Annotated in this window: 13 protein-coding genes; 6 read left to right on the top strand and 7 right to left on the bottom strand. The window is 73.6% G+C overall.

Annotated elements, in window-relative coordinates; translation table 11 throughout:
* Positions 1 to 259: 259 nt before the first annotated feature.
* Positions 260 to 1,096, top strand: a complete 837-nt coding sequence (locus ACIO3P_RS06220) for an SGNH/GDSL hydrolase family protein (protein ID WP_329827643.1) — start codon at positions 260 to 262, stop codon at positions 1,094 to 1,096.
* Positions 1,097 to 1,156: 60 nt separating this feature from the next.
* Here ACIO3P_RS06220 and ACIO3P_RS06215 read toward each other — a convergent pair whose 3' ends face one another.
* The 5 genes from ACIO3P_RS06215 to ACIO3P_RS06195 form a co-directional block, all read right to left on the bottom strand.
* The gene (locus tag ACIO3P_RS06215; protein WP_401848791.1) at positions 1,157 to 2,002 is read right to left on the bottom strand and encodes an STM4011 family radical SAM protein; all 846 of its coding nucleotides are present in this window, start codon (positions 2,000 to 2,002) and stop codon (positions 1,157 to 1,159) included.
* Between the two features lie 65 nt (positions 2,003 to 2,067).
* A complete protein-coding gene (locus tag ACIO3P_RS06210) occupies positions 2,068 to 3,435 on the bottom strand; it encodes an STM4012 family radical SAM protein (protein ID WP_401848794.1) in 1,368 nt (455 codons plus the stop codon).
* Positions 3,432 to 4,244, bottom strand: coding sequence for an STM4013/SEN3800 family hydrolase (locus ACIO3P_RS06205; protein ID WP_329828113.1), 813 nt, complete (start codon positions 4,242 to 4,244; stop codon positions 3,432 to 3,434). The genes ACIO3P_RS06210 and ACIO3P_RS06205 overlap by 4 nt, the downstream gene beginning before the upstream one ends.
* A gap of 116 nt (positions 4,245 to 4,360) precedes the next feature.
* Positions 4,361 to 5,527, bottom strand: coding sequence for an STM4014 family protein (locus ACIO3P_RS06200; protein WP_401848796.1), 1,167 nt, complete (start codon positions 5,525 to 5,527; stop codon positions 4,361 to 4,363).
* Positions 5,528 to 5,530: 3 nt separating this feature from the next.
* Positions 5,531 to 6,484: an STM4015 family protein gene (locus ACIO3P_RS06195; RefSeq protein ID WP_329827639.1), complete on the bottom strand. Its 954-nt coding sequence runs from the start codon at positions 6,482 to 6,484 to the stop codon at positions 5,531 to 5,533.
* A 180-nt stretch (positions 6,485 to 6,664) separates the two neighbouring features.
* Between ACIO3P_RS06195 and ACIO3P_RS06190 the strand changes: the two genes are divergently transcribed.
* Both ACIO3P_RS06190 and ACIO3P_RS06185 read left to right on the top strand, forming a co-directional pair.
* On the top strand, positions 6,665 to 7,003 hold the full coding sequence (locus tag ACIO3P_RS06190; RefSeq protein ID WP_329827638.1) for a hypothetical protein: 339 nt from the start codon (positions 6,665 to 6,667) through the stop codon (positions 7,001 to 7,003).
* Positions 7,004 to 7,093: 90 nt separating this feature from the next.
* Positions 7,094 to 8,185, top strand: a complete 1,092-nt coding sequence (locus tag ACIO3P_RS06185; RefSeq protein WP_401848798.1) for a DUF6745 domain-containing protein — start codon at positions 7,094 to 7,096, stop codon at positions 8,183 to 8,185.
* A 94-nt stretch (positions 8,186 to 8,279) separates the two neighbouring features.
* On the opposite strand, the gene ACIO3P_RS06180 is transcribed toward ACIO3P_RS06185, so the two are convergent.
* Positions 8,280 to 9,158 carry a carbohydrate kinase family protein gene (locus ACIO3P_RS06180; RefSeq protein ID WP_329828112.1) on the bottom strand — a complete coding sequence of 293 codons (879 nt, stop codon included), beginning with the start codon at positions 9,156 to 9,158 and terminating at the stop codon, positions 8,280 to 8,282.
* Positions 9,159 to 9,480: 322 nt separating this feature from the next.
* Here ACIO3P_RS06180 and ACIO3P_RS06175 point away from each other — a divergent pair, with 322 nt between their 5' ends.
* Positions 9,481 to 10,749 carry an MBL fold metallo-hydrolase gene (locus ACIO3P_RS06175; RefSeq protein WP_401848799.1) on the top strand — a complete coding sequence of 423 codons (1,269 nt, stop codon included), beginning with the start codon at positions 9,481 to 9,483 and terminating at the stop codon, positions 10,747 to 10,749.
* A 116-nt stretch (positions 10,750 to 10,865) separates the two neighbouring features.
* Here ACIO3P_RS06175 and ACIO3P_RS06170 read toward each other — a convergent pair whose 3' ends face one another.
* Entirely contained in the window at positions 10,866 to 11,648 is a 783-nt protein-coding gene (locus ACIO3P_RS06170; RefSeq protein WP_401786287.1) for a DeoR/GlpR family DNA-binding transcription regulator, read from the bottom strand.
* 195 nt (positions 11,649 to 11,843) lie between these two features.
* On the opposite strand from ACIO3P_RS06170, the gene ACIO3P_RS06165 reads away from it, so the two are divergent.
* Together ACIO3P_RS06165 and ACIO3P_RS06160 are read left to right on the top strand one after the other, a co-directional pair.
* A complete protein-coding gene (locus tag ACIO3P_RS06165; RefSeq protein ID WP_401848801.1) occupies positions 11,844 to 12,743 on the top strand; it encodes an SIS domain-containing protein in 900 nt (299 codons plus the stop codon).
* A 309-nt stretch (positions 12,744 to 13,052) separates the two neighbouring features.
* On the top strand, positions 13,053 to 14,879 hold the full coding sequence (locus ACIO3P_RS06160; protein WP_401848802.1) for an ATP-binding protein: 1,827 nt from the start codon (positions 13,053 to 13,055) through the stop codon (positions 14,877 to 14,879).
* The last annotated feature ends 6 nt before the right edge of the window (positions 14,880 to 14,885 follow it).

The raw sequence follows: 14,885 nt of genomic DNA, 5'->3' as shown, positions 1-14,885 counted from the left end.
CCCACACCCCCCGTCGCGGCGGGGGGTGGGCTGGGGGCGGGCCCCCACCTCCTCGGGTTTGGGCCCCCCCCTGCTCCCCGGGGGGGGCCGCCGGGCCCGGGTTGCGCCCCCCCCGGGGGCCCCGCCCCCTCGGGGCCGGCCCCGCGCGGCTTTTCGCTATTCCCACTTGAAAGAAAATTGACCGATGGTGTTTCTCACCCCACGTCAACCCCTGCCTACGGTCGCGTAGGTCACATGGCCGGGTGGAAAATGTCCTGCTGTGGCAGACGATTCGAGAGCAAGAACGAGAGTAAGAAGAGACACCATATTCGGGTCGTACGCGGCGATCGGTGACAGCTTCACGGAGGGCGTGGGAGATCCAGGACCCGACGGGCAGTTCGTCGGCTGGGCGGACCGGCTCGCGGTCCTCCTCGCCGACCAGCTTCCGGTCTCCGGCGCGCCGGCCGACCCCGTCCACGGCGACTTCCGCTACGCGAACCTGGCCGTACGCGGCCGGCTCCTCGACCAGATCGTCGCCGAGCAGATCCCCCGGGCCAGGGAACTCGCCCCGGACCTGGTGACCTTCTGCGCGGGCGGCAACGACATCATCCGCCCCGGCACCGACCCCGACGATGTCGCCGAGCGCTTCGAGCGGGCCGTCGCCGACCTCACCGGCGCCGTCGGCACGGTCATGCTGACCACCGGCTTCGACACCCGCCGGGTGCCCGTACTGCGCCATCTGCGCGGCAAGATCGCCACGTTCAACGAACACACGCGGGCCATCGCCGACCGCTACGGCTGCCCCGTCCTCGACCTCTGGTCCTTCAGGACCGTCCAGGACCGGCGGGCCTGGGACGGCGACCGGCTGCATCTGTCGGCCGAGGGACACACCCGCGTCGCGCTGCGCGCCGGGCAGGTGCTGGGCGTCGACGTGCCCGCCGATCCGGACCAGCCGTGGCCGCCGCTGCCCCCGCGCGGCACGCTCGAAGTCCGGCGCGACGACATCCACTGGGCGCGCGAGTACCTGGTGCCCTGGATCGGGCGCAGGCTGCGCGGCGCCTCCTCCGGCGACCACGTCGAGGCGAAGCGGCCGGACCTCCTGCCCCTGAGACACTGACGCGGCCCCCGGGTCCCGGGCGGCGGGGGCGGCCACGCGGGAGCTCACGCCCCACGTGACTCACGCCCCCGCCGGGATCCGCTCCAGCACCCCGCCCGCGAAGACGTCGTACAGCGGCAGCGTCTCCAGATGGACATAGCCGATATGGCAGTCGCACACCGCCAGCGGACAGGCCCGCGGCGCGAGCGCGCGCCGGTACGAGCCGTCGTAGAGATTGCCCAGCTCGGCGCGGACGAAGTGGCAGCGCCGTACCGTACCCTCGCCGTCCACCGAGATCACCGACTCGCCCGTCCGGCACGGCAGTCCGGCCGAACGGTGCGGATGGCGGCTGTACGGGAACAGCGGGTCCAGCTCCGTCCACCGCGCGGCCTCCTCGTCCGTGTAGGAGTGCCCCTCGGCCGCGTTGATCCACAGATAGACGTGCGGGGGCAGCTCCGCGCGCAGCCGGCGCGCGTGCTCCAGATGCGCGTCGAGGCCGACGACCCCCACGCTGAACCGGATACCGCGCTCCGCCAGTTCGTGGGCCTTCGTCAGGAAGCGGTCGTACGGCGTCTGCCCCGGGTGGTACGTGCACCACAGGGCGAGCTTCGCGGGGTCGGCGTCCGCCAGCCGGTCCGTGCGGAAGCTGAGATTCGTCTGGACGGCCACCCGCCGGATGTGCGGCAGCAGCGACAGCTCGGTGAGCGCCCGCCGGTACCAGGAGCGGACCATCCCCTCGCCCCAGGGCGTGAACAGCACGGAGAGCCGGTCGTCCGTCGCGGCGGCGGCCCACGCGGTGAACCGCTCCAGGGCCGCCCGGTCGGCGCGTAGCTGCTCGCCGCTGTCCCGCCGCTTGGCGAAGGGACAGTAGGGGCAGTCGTAGTCGCAGGAGGCCAGCGGCCCGCGGTAGAGGATCGTCAGATCCATGGGGCTCCCTTCAGGTCGTCGGTCCACTTCGGCGGGGGCCCGGGCCCGTCCGGCGCCCGGTCGGTCTACTTCGATTCGTACGCGGCCATCGCGGCCCGTACGGAGGGCGAGAACAGCGCGGGACCCAGCGCGTCGGAGTGCGCGAGCCCTTCGGGGGAGAGCCGCAGCAGCCCGGGGCCCGCCCCCGTGTCCAGCCAGCCGAGGTCCGCGAACCGGTCCAGCTCCGCCCCGAAGTCCTCGCCCGGATCGGCGCCGAAACGCACGCGGTACTCCGCCACTGCCATGCCCCGGGCCTGGAGCAGCGACTGGAGCAGATGGCGGCGGCGCGCCTCGTCCCCGTCGACGCGCCGGCCCACCTCGGCGCGGGAGAAGTCCTCCGTCGCCGTGTAGGCGTCGATGATCGCCCGTATCTCGCGCATGTCGACGGCGTAGTCGAAGGAGTAGTGCAGGCGCGAGGTGTACGAGCGGGCCCCGCAGCCCAGGCCGATCATGCCGTCGGTCTGGCACGCGTGGTCGTCGGCGCCCTGCGGCGGCGCGTCCCCGCGGCGGAACATCCGCATGGACACCTGCTCGTACCCCTCGGCGAGGAGATGGTCGCGGCCCTGCCGGTAGAGAGCCAGCCGCTGCCGGTCCCACTCGGCGTCACTGCCCGCGCCGAGCCTGCCGAGGCCGGTGAGCGGCCGTACGTACAGGGGGTAGAGATACAGCTCCTCGGGCCGCCAGGCGAGCGCGGCGTCCAGCGAGCGGCGCCAGGTCACCGCGGTCTGGCCGTCGATGCCGTAGATGAGATCGATGTTGAGGACGGGGATCCGGGCGTCCCTGATCCGGCCGAGGGCGGCCTCGACCTCGTCGCGGCGCTGCGGGCGTACGGCGGCCCGCGCCTCCGCGTCCACGAAGCTCTGGACGCCGATGCTCAGCCGGGTGGCGCCCCGGTCGGCGAGGACCGCCAGCCGGTCCGCGGTCGCGGTGGCGGGGGAGGTCTCGACGGAGAGCGGGACGGCGCGCAGATCGGCGCCCATCCGCTTCTCGGCGAGGTCGCAGAGCCGCTCCAGCTCGCCCGCCTCCAGATAGGTGGGCGTGCCGCCGCCGAAGGCCGCGGCGGCGAACCGCACGGGCCCCTCCGCGCCCCCGGTCGCGTCCAGCGCGTCACGTACCGCCGTCGCCTGCCGGTCCAGCGCGTCCAGATAGCGCGTCGTCAGCTCCCCGGGCGCGCCGATCCGGGTGAAGAGATTGCAGAACCCGCAGCGGACCTCGCAGAACGGGATGTGCAGATAGAGGGAGAGCGCGTCCTTGCTCTCACCGGCCCACTCGGCGGCCAGCGCCGGGCGGTCGTGGAGCGGGCGGTACGCCGTCTTGTGCGGATAGGCGTAGACGTAACTCTCGTACGGACGCGGGGTGGTGCCCGGGGGCGTGGGCGACGGCGATGGTTTCATGAGGCGGTCCCGTGCTCAAGGAAGAAGTGGGCGTACGGCACCGTCCAGACGGACGGGTGGCCCAGCCGGTGGCCGCTCCAGCCGTCGTCGCCGTAGGCGGTGCCGTGGTCGGAGCAGACGATCGCGAAGCACCGGCGGCGGCTGCTCGCGGCGGCGAAGAGCCGGCCGATGTGCCGGTCGACGTATTCGAGCGCGGCGGCGTGGGTGGCGCGGGTGTCGCCCGCCTCCTCGGTGGCGCCGGGCCGGTGGAACCAGTTGGGCTGGTGCAGCGCTGACACATTGACGAAGAGGAACAGCCGCCGCTCCCGGTCGAGTCCGGCGACGACCTGCTCGGCGCGGGCGATCTGCGCCTCGAAGGAGACCGGGGACGCCACACCGAACTCCGGCTCCCAGTGGCTCTCCTGGAACATCCCGGGCAGGACGGAGCCGAGCGCGCCCTGCCGGTTGAAGAAACCGACCCCGCCGACGCAGACCGTGCGGTAACCGGCCGCCGCGAGGCCGGCGACCAGGTCCGGTGTGTCGTGGACGAACGTCCTGGGGGCCGTCGACTCGCTGCCGCCGAAGCGCGCGGCGAACAGCCGGGGGTGCGGGCCCTGGGACGCGGGTGTCGGCAGGAAACCGGCGAAGATCGCCTGGTGCGAGGCGTAGGTGAAGCTGCCGGGGGCGTGCCGCTCCTCCCAGCGGCCGGCCGGCAGATGGCGGGCGAGGTTCGGGATACGGCCCGCCGCGGCCAGCTCGCGCGCCACGTCGAAGCGCAGCGTGTCGAGGGTGACGAGCAGCAGGTCGTCGCGCCCGACGACCTCGTTCATGTCGGGATTCGTGCCGGGGCCGGTGTCGGGGTTCTGGCCGGGGTTCGGGTCGGGGTTCACGTCGGGGGTCGTGCCGGGCGAACGGGCGGGTGCGGGTGCCCCGGGGCGGGGCGACGTCATGCGGGACCTCCGCACGGCCGTGGACGCGCCGCGGTACGGTCCGCCCGCCGGGGCAGGGCCGCGAGCTGCGCCGCGTAGGTGTCCAGGCCCGCGGCTTCGCGCTCCGGCAGCCCGGTGAGGCCGGGGAGCAGGTCGCCGAAGGCGTTCACCTCGGCGACGGCGTACTGCCGCCAGTTCGGGGCGGGCAGCAGATCGACCCCCACGCAGTGGGTCGCCGGGAAGCGGGCCGCCGCCGCCTCGCACATCGTGAGAACGGCGGAGAAGCTGCCGCCCGCCGCGTCGATCGTGGACCGGACCGCGTCGAGATCGCCCCGGGCCCCGCCGAGATGGAGGTTGGTCATGGGCGAGGCGCTGGTACGCACGACCGCGTGCGTGGCGCGGCCCGCGACGACCACCACGCGCAGGTCGGCCGCGCGGCCCTCCTGTGTCCCCTTGGGCACCCACTGCTCGATGTGCAGCCCGTCGGGCGCGAGGGTGTCGATGATCGCCGCCACCTCGCGCTCGGCCGTGTAGCGGCGTACCCGCAGGGAGTTGAAGAGGCGGCCCGAGCCGTCCAGCTCCACGGAGGTGACGGCGCTCACCCGGCCGGGGCCCGCCGTCCGGACGGCGAGCACCCCGGACGCCGACGAGCCGTGGGCGATCTTGACGAACGCCCGGCGCAGCCCGGCCTCCGCCATCAGGGTCCGTACGTCGTCCCAGCCCGACACGGCGGGCGCTGTGGCGCCCGAGGTGGGCGACAGGGGGACCCGTACCCCCGCCGTGTCCAGCACCCCGTGGGTGAGGCGTTTGTCGAAGAGGACCGCCAGCTCGTCCGGGTCGTCGAGCAGCTCGGCCCCGGCGGCCGTGACCGCCCGGCCCAGGTCACGGGCGGCCGCCGTGAACCGCTCGTACCAGCGGCCCGTGCCCTCGACGCGGGTCTGGTCGTCCGTGCCGCGCAGCAGCCGGTCCACCTCGGCGTCCTCACCGGGGGAGTCCAGCCGTACGGTCTCGCCGGCGCCGAATCCGGCCCGGCCGCGCAGCACGTCGAGCCAGCCCACCTCCCGGGCCGGTGCCAGCCCGGCGGCCCGTACGGCGTCCTGGAAGAGCGCGAGGCGGCGGTTGCCGGGGATCCCCACGACGGTCAGTCGCGGTTCCCGGTCCTGGCCGCCGGGGAAGGAACGCATGGGTTACTCCGCCACCGCCACGTAGCGGTGCTCCACGCCGTCGCCCCAGTCCTCCGCCTCCTCGACCTCGGAGAGGTCGATCTCCACCCCGGCCGCGCCGAGCGTGGCGAGGAGCCGCTCCCGCATCGGCTCGCTCACGAAGTGATGATGCAGGTCGAGCTTCTTGAGATGGGTGAGCGGCTGGCCCCCGAGGAGGGCTTCCACGCCCTCGTCGCCGAGGGCGCCCATCGAGAGATCGAGACTCTCCAGACGGGCCACGACGGGGGCGCCGGACAGCGCGATCGCTATCTCGTCCTGGATGACGCTGTTGCGCAACGCCAGATGGCGCAGCCGGGGGAGCCGGGAGCCGGCCAGGATGGGCGCCAGGTCGGCCACGGTCGTGTCCGCGCCGTACTCGTCCGTGCCGAGCCAGAGTTCCAGGCTCTCCAGCGCGGGCAGGTCGCTCGCGCCGACGTCCCGCACCACCGTGGAGCTGAGCCCGCCCGTCTCGATCCTGAGCGAGCGCAGCCGCTCGTGCCGTACGGCGGGGAACTCCAGGCCGTTGCCGCCGCGCGACCCGAACTCCTCCAGCTCGGGGTAGGCGTCCAGCAGCGGGCTGAGCAGCCCCTGGTTGATCCAGGAGATCTCGCAGTCCGTGAACGTCATGTCACCGATGAACAGGGCACGCAGTCCGGGCAGCCGGTCGCGGGCCGCGACCAGGGAGGACACGACCTGCTCGGGACCCTCTTCGTACGCGTCGCTCCACGAACCGACGACCAGCGCCCGGACGCCGGTGGTGTCGACGCTCGCCGTGAAGCGGGCGAACGCCTCCTCCCATGCCTCGGTCGACTCGTACGCACCGACCGAGATGCGCCAGGCCACCGCGTCCGGGTCCGGCAGCCCGTCGCTCCGATCGGCTTCGGGGAACCTGAACACGGGCAGGCCGTGCAGCTTCTGGTAGTGGTGGTTGATGACCATGACGAACGCTCCAGACACCGGCGGGCAGTGATCGGCTGATGTGGAGAAGTTCTACCAAGCGCCACTGACAACTCCGGTCGGTGGGGCGAGGTCCGGGCGTCCGGAGCCCCGTTGTCAGACCCTCCCCTTAGCGTCGTTCACAGGTCGGCGCACCGGGCGCCGCCGGTTGAGGGGAGAGCCATGTTCCGACAGGGAGACGTACTCATCGTGCCCGTGGCGGAGGAAGCCGTCCCGTCGTACCTCGTGGACGCGGAGAAGGTGTCCGGTGAGCCGAGGGACGCACGCGGCCGACTGGTCCTGGCGCTCGGCGAGGTCACCGGCCACGCCCACGCGATACCGGGCCCCGGCCGGCTGATCAGGGAGTCGGGTGACACGGCGGGGCCCGTGTTCCTGCACCTCCCGGACGGCGGACGGGTGGTGCACGAGGAACACGCGGTGATACCGCTGCCCAAGGGGTGGTTCCAGGTGGTGCGCCAGCGTGAGTACGTGCCGGGCGCGGTGCGCGTCGTCGCGGACTGAGCGGGTGCGGCGGTGGCGGTGACAGCGGTGCCGGCGGTGACGACGAACAGCGGACGGCCGGCAGGGATGACGGCGAGCGGAGCGATGACGATGAGCGACATGCACACCTGGCGGGCCGTCGCGGCGGCGACGGGCGGTACGGACCGGCGCGCCGCCGAGCAGGGGGTACGGCTCGCCTACCGCAGGGCGGGGCTCCCGGAACCGGAGCGGATCGTCTGGGCCGGATCGCCGCTGGCCGGCGCGCGGGCCGCGCTGCTGCTCACCGGGGCCGGGCGGTCCGTGCGCGACGAGGTCCGTACGTACCCCTGGGCGGAGGAGCGGCGCAGGGCGCACGACACGCTGGGCCCGGACGGCTGGGCCCGGCACTGGAACGCCACCGGGGCCAGGCTCTGGGACACCACGCGGGCGCTCGCCGACCGGATACGCACCGGCATCCTGGACGCGGTCGAGGAGGACACCGGGGAAGGCGTGGAGGCCGGCCGGACCGCACCGGCCGGTGCGGTCCGGCCGACCGGCAAGGAGGGGTGGGACGGAACGGCGGGCGCGCTCGGCGCGCGGGCCACGATCCGTTCGGTGCTGCTGGACGCGGTGCTCGGCCAGCACGACGCGGCCTGGCTCGCCGCGTTCGACGGCCGCAGCGAGCGGCTGGAGGGGCTCGCCGAGGTGGCGCGGCACGCGGGCTGGTGGTGGCCGTACGAGGACGCGGTGGTCATCTGCGAGCGCCCCACCGTCCTCCACCGCGACGAGGCGGGGCGGCTGGACCGGGGGGACGGCCCGGCGATCGCCTACCCGGACGGCTTCGCGCTGTACGCCTGGCGCGGGATGCCGGTCCCCGCCGCGTTCCTCGAAGAGCTGCCCTCGCTGACCCCCGAGCGGATCCGTGAGGAGCCCAACGCCGAGCTGCGCCGGGTGATGCTGGAGTACTACGGCTTCGAGCGCTATCTGAGCGAGTCGGACGCGCGGCCGGTCCACCGGGACGAGACCGGCGTCCTGTGGCGGATCGCGCTGACCGGCGACGAGGACATAGCGATGGTCGAGGTGGTCAACTCCACGCCGGAACCGGACGGCACTCACCGCACCTACTGGCTGCGGGTGCCGCCCACGGTCCGTTCGGCGAAGCAGGGCGTGGCCTGGACGTTCGGGCTCGAAGCGGAGGCGTACGAACCGGTCCGCCAGACCTGAGCCGGGGCCCGTGCCGGAGCGGGGCTCGCGCCGGGACGGGCTGGGCCCGCGGCGGGGCGGCGCCGGTGGGCCCGGCGCCGCCCCGCCCCGGGCGTCACACCGTGACCGCGAGCAGGTCGTCCCGGCCGATCAGGGCCGCGCTGCCCTCGGCCGTACAGGCGTAGGCGCCCGCGACCGCGCCCAGCGCCGCGCTCCGTTCGAGGTCCAGGCCCGCCAGCCGCCCGTACAGAAAACCGCAGACGTACGCGTCACCCGCGCCGTTGGAGTCCACCACCGGCGCGGGCGGGGCGGTCGCCGGCACCGGGCGCGGGGTGCGCCCGCCCTCGCGGGTCATCAGGTACGAGCCGCCCGCGCCCGCCGTCGCGATCACCGCCTCGGCCCGCCCCTCGCGCAGGATCTCCCGCATCACCGAGGCGATCCGCTCACCCGCCCCGGCCGCGCTGAGGAACACCAGGTCGGAGCGGAAGGCGAACTCCCGGTGGTAGTCGTCGAGTCCGTCCCAGTCGTGCAGATCGGTCGAGACCGGGACGCCGAGCGCTTCGAGGTCGTCGAAGAGGAACCGGGTGAAGTTGGTGATCGAGAGGTGGACGTGGCGGGCGCGCCGCAGGTGCGGCAGATAGAACTCGCGCGGCATCCGCAGATCTTCGGGGTCCCTGGCGTCGTGGAAGGACATCCGGCGGCCTGTCCTGTCCACCAGATTGACCGCGCGCCGCGTGCCGTCCGGCGAGATCAGCGCCTCGAAGTCCACATCGCCCGCGGAAAGCCGCTCCTTGACCTGTACGCCGGTCCAGTCGTCGCCTATGTAGTCGAGGAACTTGACGTTCAGCCCCAAGTTCCGGCAGCCCAGAGCCACATTGCCACCGGTGTGTCCGGGCCATTCGCGGATCGGCCCCACCGGGACGGAATCGGCGAGCGGCACCGGCAGCGAGTCGACCCGGACGACGGTATCCACCCCGCTGCCCCCGACGACCAGCACATCGTGGTGGAACTGGTCGCTCTGATCGGTCTGCGGCTGCGTCACAGTCTCCCTTTCACGGTCCGGACGGTCCGACCGTCCCCCAGTATGGCCGTACCGCCCGCCCCGGCGAAGAGGCCGCCTCGCCGCCCGGCGCCGTCCGGCGCTCTCCGGAGAGTTCACGAGAATCGGGGGCATGACCGGGAATCCCCGGGGCAGTGACGAACGTTGGACGGGCGTACGCGGGACGGGGCGGGAGTGATCGATTCCGGTCACTTCACCCCGCACCGATGAATGGTCCCGGCCATAATGGGACAACACCGAACCTCCAGGAGGTGCTGTGACAGGCGCTGGTTCCCCCCTTCCGTTGCGCTCCCGGCTGCGCTCGCTGCGACCCGCGGCCTTCGGGGCCGACTCGGCGGGGGAGAGACTGGAGCGGATCCACCGCTCGCCGAACTTCGCCGACGGGGTGTTCCAGAACCCCGAGGGCGCCAGGACCAGACCGTCCGGGGCCTCGGGGGTCGAGCTCGCGAAGATCTACTTCCAGAAGGAGGCACGGGCCCGGCGCTCCCCGATCGGCACCATCCCCGTGCACCCCACGACCCTCGCCGACCTGGCCGCGCCCCCCGCCTCGGGCCTGCGGCTCACCTGGATGGGGCATTCGAGCGTCCTCGCCGAGATCGACGGCAGGCGGGTCCTCTTCGACCCGGTGTGGGGTGAGCGCTGCTCGCCGTTCTCCTTCGCGGGCCCGAAGCGGCTGCACCCCGTCCCCGTACCGCTCGCCGCGCTCGGTCCGGTGGACGTCGTCGTGATCTCCCACGACCACTACGACCATCTCGACCTGCCCACGATCCGCGCCCTCGCCTCCACCGACACCCTCTTCGCTGTGCCGCTCGGCGTGGGAGCCCACCTGGAGAGCTGGGGCGTGCCCGCGTCCCGGCTGCGCGAGCTCGACTGGAACGAGTCCACCGAGGTCGCCGGCATCCGCCTCACGGCCACGCCCGCGCGCCACTTCTGCGGGCGCGGGCTGCGCAACCAGCAGCACACCCTCTGGGCGTCCTGGGTCGTGGCGGGGCCCGAGCACCGCGTCTACCACAGCGGCGACACCGGCTACTTCCCCGGCTTCAAGGACATCGGCGCCGAGCACGGCCCCTTCGACGCCACGATGATCCAGATCGGCGCGTACAGCGAGTACTGGCCCGACATCCACATGACCCCGGCCGAGGGCATGCGCGCCCACCTCGACCTCCAGGGCGGCCGGCCCTCCGGCGTGATGATGCCGATCCACTGGGGGACCTTCAACCTCGCCCCGCATCCGTGGGCCGAGCCGGGCGAGGGCACCGTCGAGGCCGCGGCCGCGGCGGGCGCCGGGCTCGCGCTGCCGCACCCCGGCCAGCCCTTCGAACCCACCGGGGACGCGGTCCCCGACGCCCCGTGGTGGCGCTCGGTGGCCGCCCCGCCGGCCGGTGGCTGGCCGGAGTACGCGACGGCCGCCCCCGACGCGCTGGTGTCCTCGGCCGGTACGGGAACGGTGACGGCCGCCGAGGCCGCCGGGAAGCCCGCCACGGGAAAGACGGAGGAGACGGCCGAGAGCGCGTCCCCTGCGTAGCCCCGCGGGCCCCGGGGTACGGCTCCGGTGGCGTACGGCCACGACGGCCGCCCCCGGAGCCGTACGAGGCGCGCGTGCGTACGTACAGTCGCACCGGTCCGTACGAGGCGTGTACGTCAGACCAGGACGACCGGGACCCCGCGCTCCTCGAAGCGGGCGGCCCGCCGTGCCCCGCCCGTGTCGGTGATGAGCGTCCCGATGTCCTCCACCGGACAGATCCTGGCGAACGCGCGGGCGCCCAGCTTCGAGCTGTCCGCCACCACGACCAGCGTCCGCGCCCGCTCGGCGAGCAGCGCGTTGACGCTCGCCTCGTGCTCGCTGTGCGCGCCCGCGCCCTCCTCCGCGTCCACGGCGTCCACCCCGAGGAAGGCGAGGTCCAGGCTGACCTCGCCGAGGATGTGCCGGGCCAGCGGGCCGACCAGTTCGTACGACTGGTGCATCGCGACCCCGCCCGTCGTCACGACCTTGATGTGCGGTCGTACCGCCAGCTCATGGGCGATGTTCAGCGCGTTCGTGACGAGCGTGACCGCCGGTTCCTCGGCCGAGCCCCCGAGGTCGGCGCGGGTGGCGATGGCGCGGGCGACCTCCGTCGTCGTCGTGCCGCCGTTCAGCCCGACCACCATCCCCGGTTCGACCATCGCCGCCGCCGCCCGCGCGATGCGTTCCTTCTCCGAGGCGTGCCGCACCGCCTTGTAGCGCAGGGGGAGTTCGTACGCGACGGAGTGGGCCACCGCCCCGCCCCGGGTACGGGTCAGCAACTGCTGCTCGGCGAGGTGGTCGAGGTCGCGGCGTACGGTCGCGACGGACACCCCCAGCTCGGCGGCGACGGCCTCGACCTCGACCTGGTGCCGCTGCGTCAGCAGCTCCAGCAGGGCCGTGTGCCGCTCGTGGCGATTCACCGCATCACCGCATCCTTCTCGACGTCGACCGGCCGGGCCCTGGTGCCCGGCCCTGCTGCCGGGCGGGCTGCCGGGCTGTCCCTGAGCGTACCGCGCACAGTGATGCTTGTTTCTGATTGGAAAGCTGCTTTAACATGCAGAAAAAATCATTCGGCGCGACTTCATCGGTCAGTGGACCGGGAGCGGAGAGCACGCATGGCTCAGGCGACACATGTGGAGACCGAACTGGCCGACCAGCCCGCCTGCTGGCGCCGGGCCGCCGCGCTGGCCCAGGAGCCGGGGGTGGCCGACGCGCTGCCCGCGCCCGGGGAGCGCGTCGCCGTCGTCGGCTGCGGCACCTCGTTCTTCATGGCCCGCGCCTACGCCGCCCTCCGGGAGGGCGCGGGGCAGGGGGAGACCGATGCCTTCGCCGCCTCCGAGTTCCCCTCGGGGCGGCGCTACGACCGGATCGTGGCGCTGACCCGCTCCGGTACGACCACCGAGGTGCTCGCCCTCCTCGCGGGCGTCCGCGGCACGGTCCGTACGACCGCGATCACCGCGGACCCGGCCACGCCGGTCCGTGACGCCGCCGACGACCTGATCGTCCTGGACTTCGCCGACGAGCGGTCCGTCGTCCAGACCCGCTTCGCGACCACGGCGCTCACCCTGCTCCGGGCCCGTCTCGGACTGCACGGCGACGCCGTGGTCGCGGACGGGGAGACGGCTCTCGCGCAGCCGCTGCCCGACTCCCTCACCGAGTGCACCCAGTTCACCTTCCTCGGCCGGGGCTGGTCGGTCGGGCTCGCCGAGGAGGGCGCCCTCAAGATGCGGGAGGCATCGCTCTCCTGGACCGAGGCGTACCCGGCGATGGAGTACCGGCACGGCCCGATCAGCATCACGACCGAGGGCACGGCGACCTGGATGCTCGGGGACGCCCCCGACGGCCTGGCGGAGCAGGTCGCGGCGACCGGCGGGCTGTGGGTGGCGGGGGGCCTCGACCCGCTCGCCGAACTGGTACGGGTCCAGCGGCTCGCCCTCGCGCTCGCGCGGCGGCGCGGACTCGACCCGGACAGCCCGCGCCACCTCACCCGCTCGGTGATCCTCCCGGCGTCGTAGGGAGCCGCCGGAAAAGGGAGTTGAGCTGAACGATTCGGCCCGGTGCCCCGCACCGGGCCGAACGCGTGCCGTCCCTGGGCTATTTCGGGCTGATGTGCGATGCCTCATACCAGAGCGGGGTGCTCTGTGGGCAACTTTGTCAACTGCCCACCGTGAATGACCGCTTGGCGACTACCGTGTGTGCTCGGTGATCAACGGAGGGCTCATCCGGCATGCGCCGGTCCTGCCGCTGCGCCGTGAACCACGTCCGCCGCCGCACCAGCACCAGCACGCATGCCGATCCTGGGGCCCCACGTACCGAGGACACAGATGTCTCACCTTCGCGCACCCGTCGCGCGGCCGGAACGCCGAGAGGGCGGGCGGCACGGCCGCCCGGACCCCCGTTCGTTCCCGTCCGCGCCCGGGCCGGACGCGGCGACCCCGCAGGACGCCCGTATACGGCCGCGACCCCTGCACGCCGAACTCGTGCGCACCGCCGTCCTGCCCGCGACCGTCGCCTCGTTGAGCGGCGCCGCGGCCGTGGTGCTCGTCCTGCGCTCCACCACCGCGGAACCCACCGCCCCGGTCTGGACGGCCCTGTTCGGCACGGCGCTACTCGCCTTCTCCGCCATCGCCGCCGCGGCCCTGGGGGCCGAGCGCACGGCGCGGACGGTCCTCGGCCGCTGCAACGCGCTGCGCCGCGCCAGCGCGCGCCGACAGGCCGAACTGCGCGCCGTCGTCGAGCAGCTCAGGCAGGGTGAGCGCGTGCCCGCGCGCCCCGCGCCACCCGCCGGTACCGGCCACGGCGGGGACGAGTTCGACCTGCTCGCGGCGGAACTCGGCCGCTCGCACGAGAGTGCGGTCGGCGCCGTGATCCAGGCGTCGCGGCTCTCCAGCAGTGTCGGCAACGAACAGAAGGTGGAAGTCTTCGTCAATCTGGCCCGCCGCCTCCAGTCCCTCGTCCACCGCGAGATCCAGTTGCTGGACGACCTGGAGAACGAGGTCGAGGACCCTGAGCTGCTGAAAGGTCTCTTCCAGGTCGACCATCTCGCGACCCGGATCCGCCGGCACGCGGAGAACCTGGCCGTCCTCGGCGGGGCGATCTCCCGGCGGCAGTGGAGCAGGCCGGTCACCCTGACCGAGGTCCTGCGCTCCGCCATCGCCGAGGTCGAGCAGTACCCGCGGGTCAAGCTCGTGCCGCCGATCGAGGGCACCCTGCGCGGCCACGCCGTCGCCGATGTCATCCACCTGCTGGCCGAACTGGTCGAGAACGCCACGCTGTTCTCGTCCCCGCACACCCAAGTGCTGCTCCGGGCCCAGCAGGTGACGGCCGGGCTGGCGATCGAGGTGGAGGACCGGGGGCTCGGTATGCACCTCACCGAGCAGAAGAAGATGAACGCGCTGCTCACCGACCCGGACCAGGTCAATGTCGCGCACCTCCTCCAGGACGGGCGGATCGGCCTGTTCGTGGTGTCCGCGCTGGCGCGCAGGCACGGGATCGCGGTCCGGATCCAGACCAACATCTACGGCGGGATCCAGGCCGTACTGGTGCTGCCGCGCACACTGCTCGGCTCCGACCCGGCCGAACACCCGGAGCAGGCCGGGCAGTCGGCCCCACAACCGGCCCCACAGGCACCTGTGCGGGAGGAAGGCCCTCCTCTCGCAGCGGGTTCTCCCGTACCGGCGCATCCGACGCAGGACCCCGCCGCACCGGGGGCTCCCGCGCCGGGTCCCGCCGCACCGGCTCCCGCCGGACCCGCGCCGCTGCCCGTACGGAGCGCCCGCGCCGAGCGGCCCACCCCCGCCGCCGCGCGCCCCGGCGCCCGCCACGCCGGACGGCCCGAGCAGCCGCCCGCCCCGGTGATCCCGGTCAGGCCCGCGGTCGTCCCCACCGGCGACGGCATGATCCGCGGTACGGCGAGCCGGCCCCAACTACCCAGGCGCCGGGGGCAGGAGCACCTCGTACCGCAGCTACGGGACGCCCCCGCGCCGGCCCCCGCCGGTGAGCCCGCGCTCCACGACCCCGGTCTGATGGCCGCCTTCCGGCGGGGCATCGGTCTCGCCGAGGCCCAGCCCGCCGCGCGACCCACGGGAGCGGCACCGCCCCCTCCCGAACCGCCGGAATCACCGCGCCACGACACCACCCCCAAGGAGTAGATTCAC

Origin of the sequence: Streptomyces sp. NPDC087310 (genome assembly GCF_044744405.1) — a bacterium.
Lineage (GTDB): Bacteria > Actinomycetota > Actinomycetes > Streptomycetales > Streptomycetaceae > Streptomyces.
The sequence above is the reverse complement of the archived record's forward strand: the minus strand, read 5'-3'. Positions and strand labels throughout refer to the sequence as shown.

What these genes read in the sequence shown, in the direction of transcription:
- ACIO3P_RS06215 (WP_401848791.1), bottom strand. Translation starts at nt 2,002, where the DNA reads ATGGATCTGACGATCCTCTACCGCGGGCCGCTGGCCTCCTGCGACTAC.
- ACIO3P_RS06210 (WP_401848794.1), bottom strand. Translation starts at nt 3,435, where the DNA reads ATGAAACCATCGCCGTCGCCCACGCCCCCGGGCACCACCCCGCGTCCG.
- ACIO3P_RS06205 (WP_329828113.1), bottom strand. Translation starts at nt 4,244, where the DNA reads ATGAACGAGGTCGTCGGGCGCGACGACCTGCTGCTCGTCACCCTCGAC.
- ACIO3P_RS06200 (WP_401848796.1), bottom strand. Translation starts at nt 5,527, where the DNA reads ATGCGTTCCTTCCCCGGCGGCCAGGACCGGGAACCGCGACTGACCGTC.
- ACIO3P_RS06195 (WP_329827639.1), bottom strand. Translation starts at nt 6,484, where the DNA reads ATGGTCATCAACCACCACTACCAGAAGCTGCACGGCCTGCCCGTGTTC.
- ACIO3P_RS06190 (WP_329827638.1), top strand. Translation starts at nt 6,665, where the DNA reads ATGTTCCGACAGGGAGACGTACTCATCGTGCCCGTGGCGGAGGAAGCC.
- ACIO3P_RS06185 (WP_401848798.1), top strand. Translation starts at nt 7,094, where the DNA reads ATGAGCGACATGCACACCTGGCGGGCCGTCGCGGCGGCGACGGGCGGT.
- ACIO3P_RS06165 (WP_401848801.1), top strand. Translation starts at nt 11,844, where the DNA reads ATGGCTCAGGCGACACATGTGGAGACCGAACTGGCCGACCAGCCCGCC.
- ACIO3P_RS06160 (WP_401848802.1), top strand. Translation starts at nt 13,053, where the DNA reads ATGTCTCACCTTCGCGCACCCGTCGCGCGGCCGGAACGCCGAGAGGGC.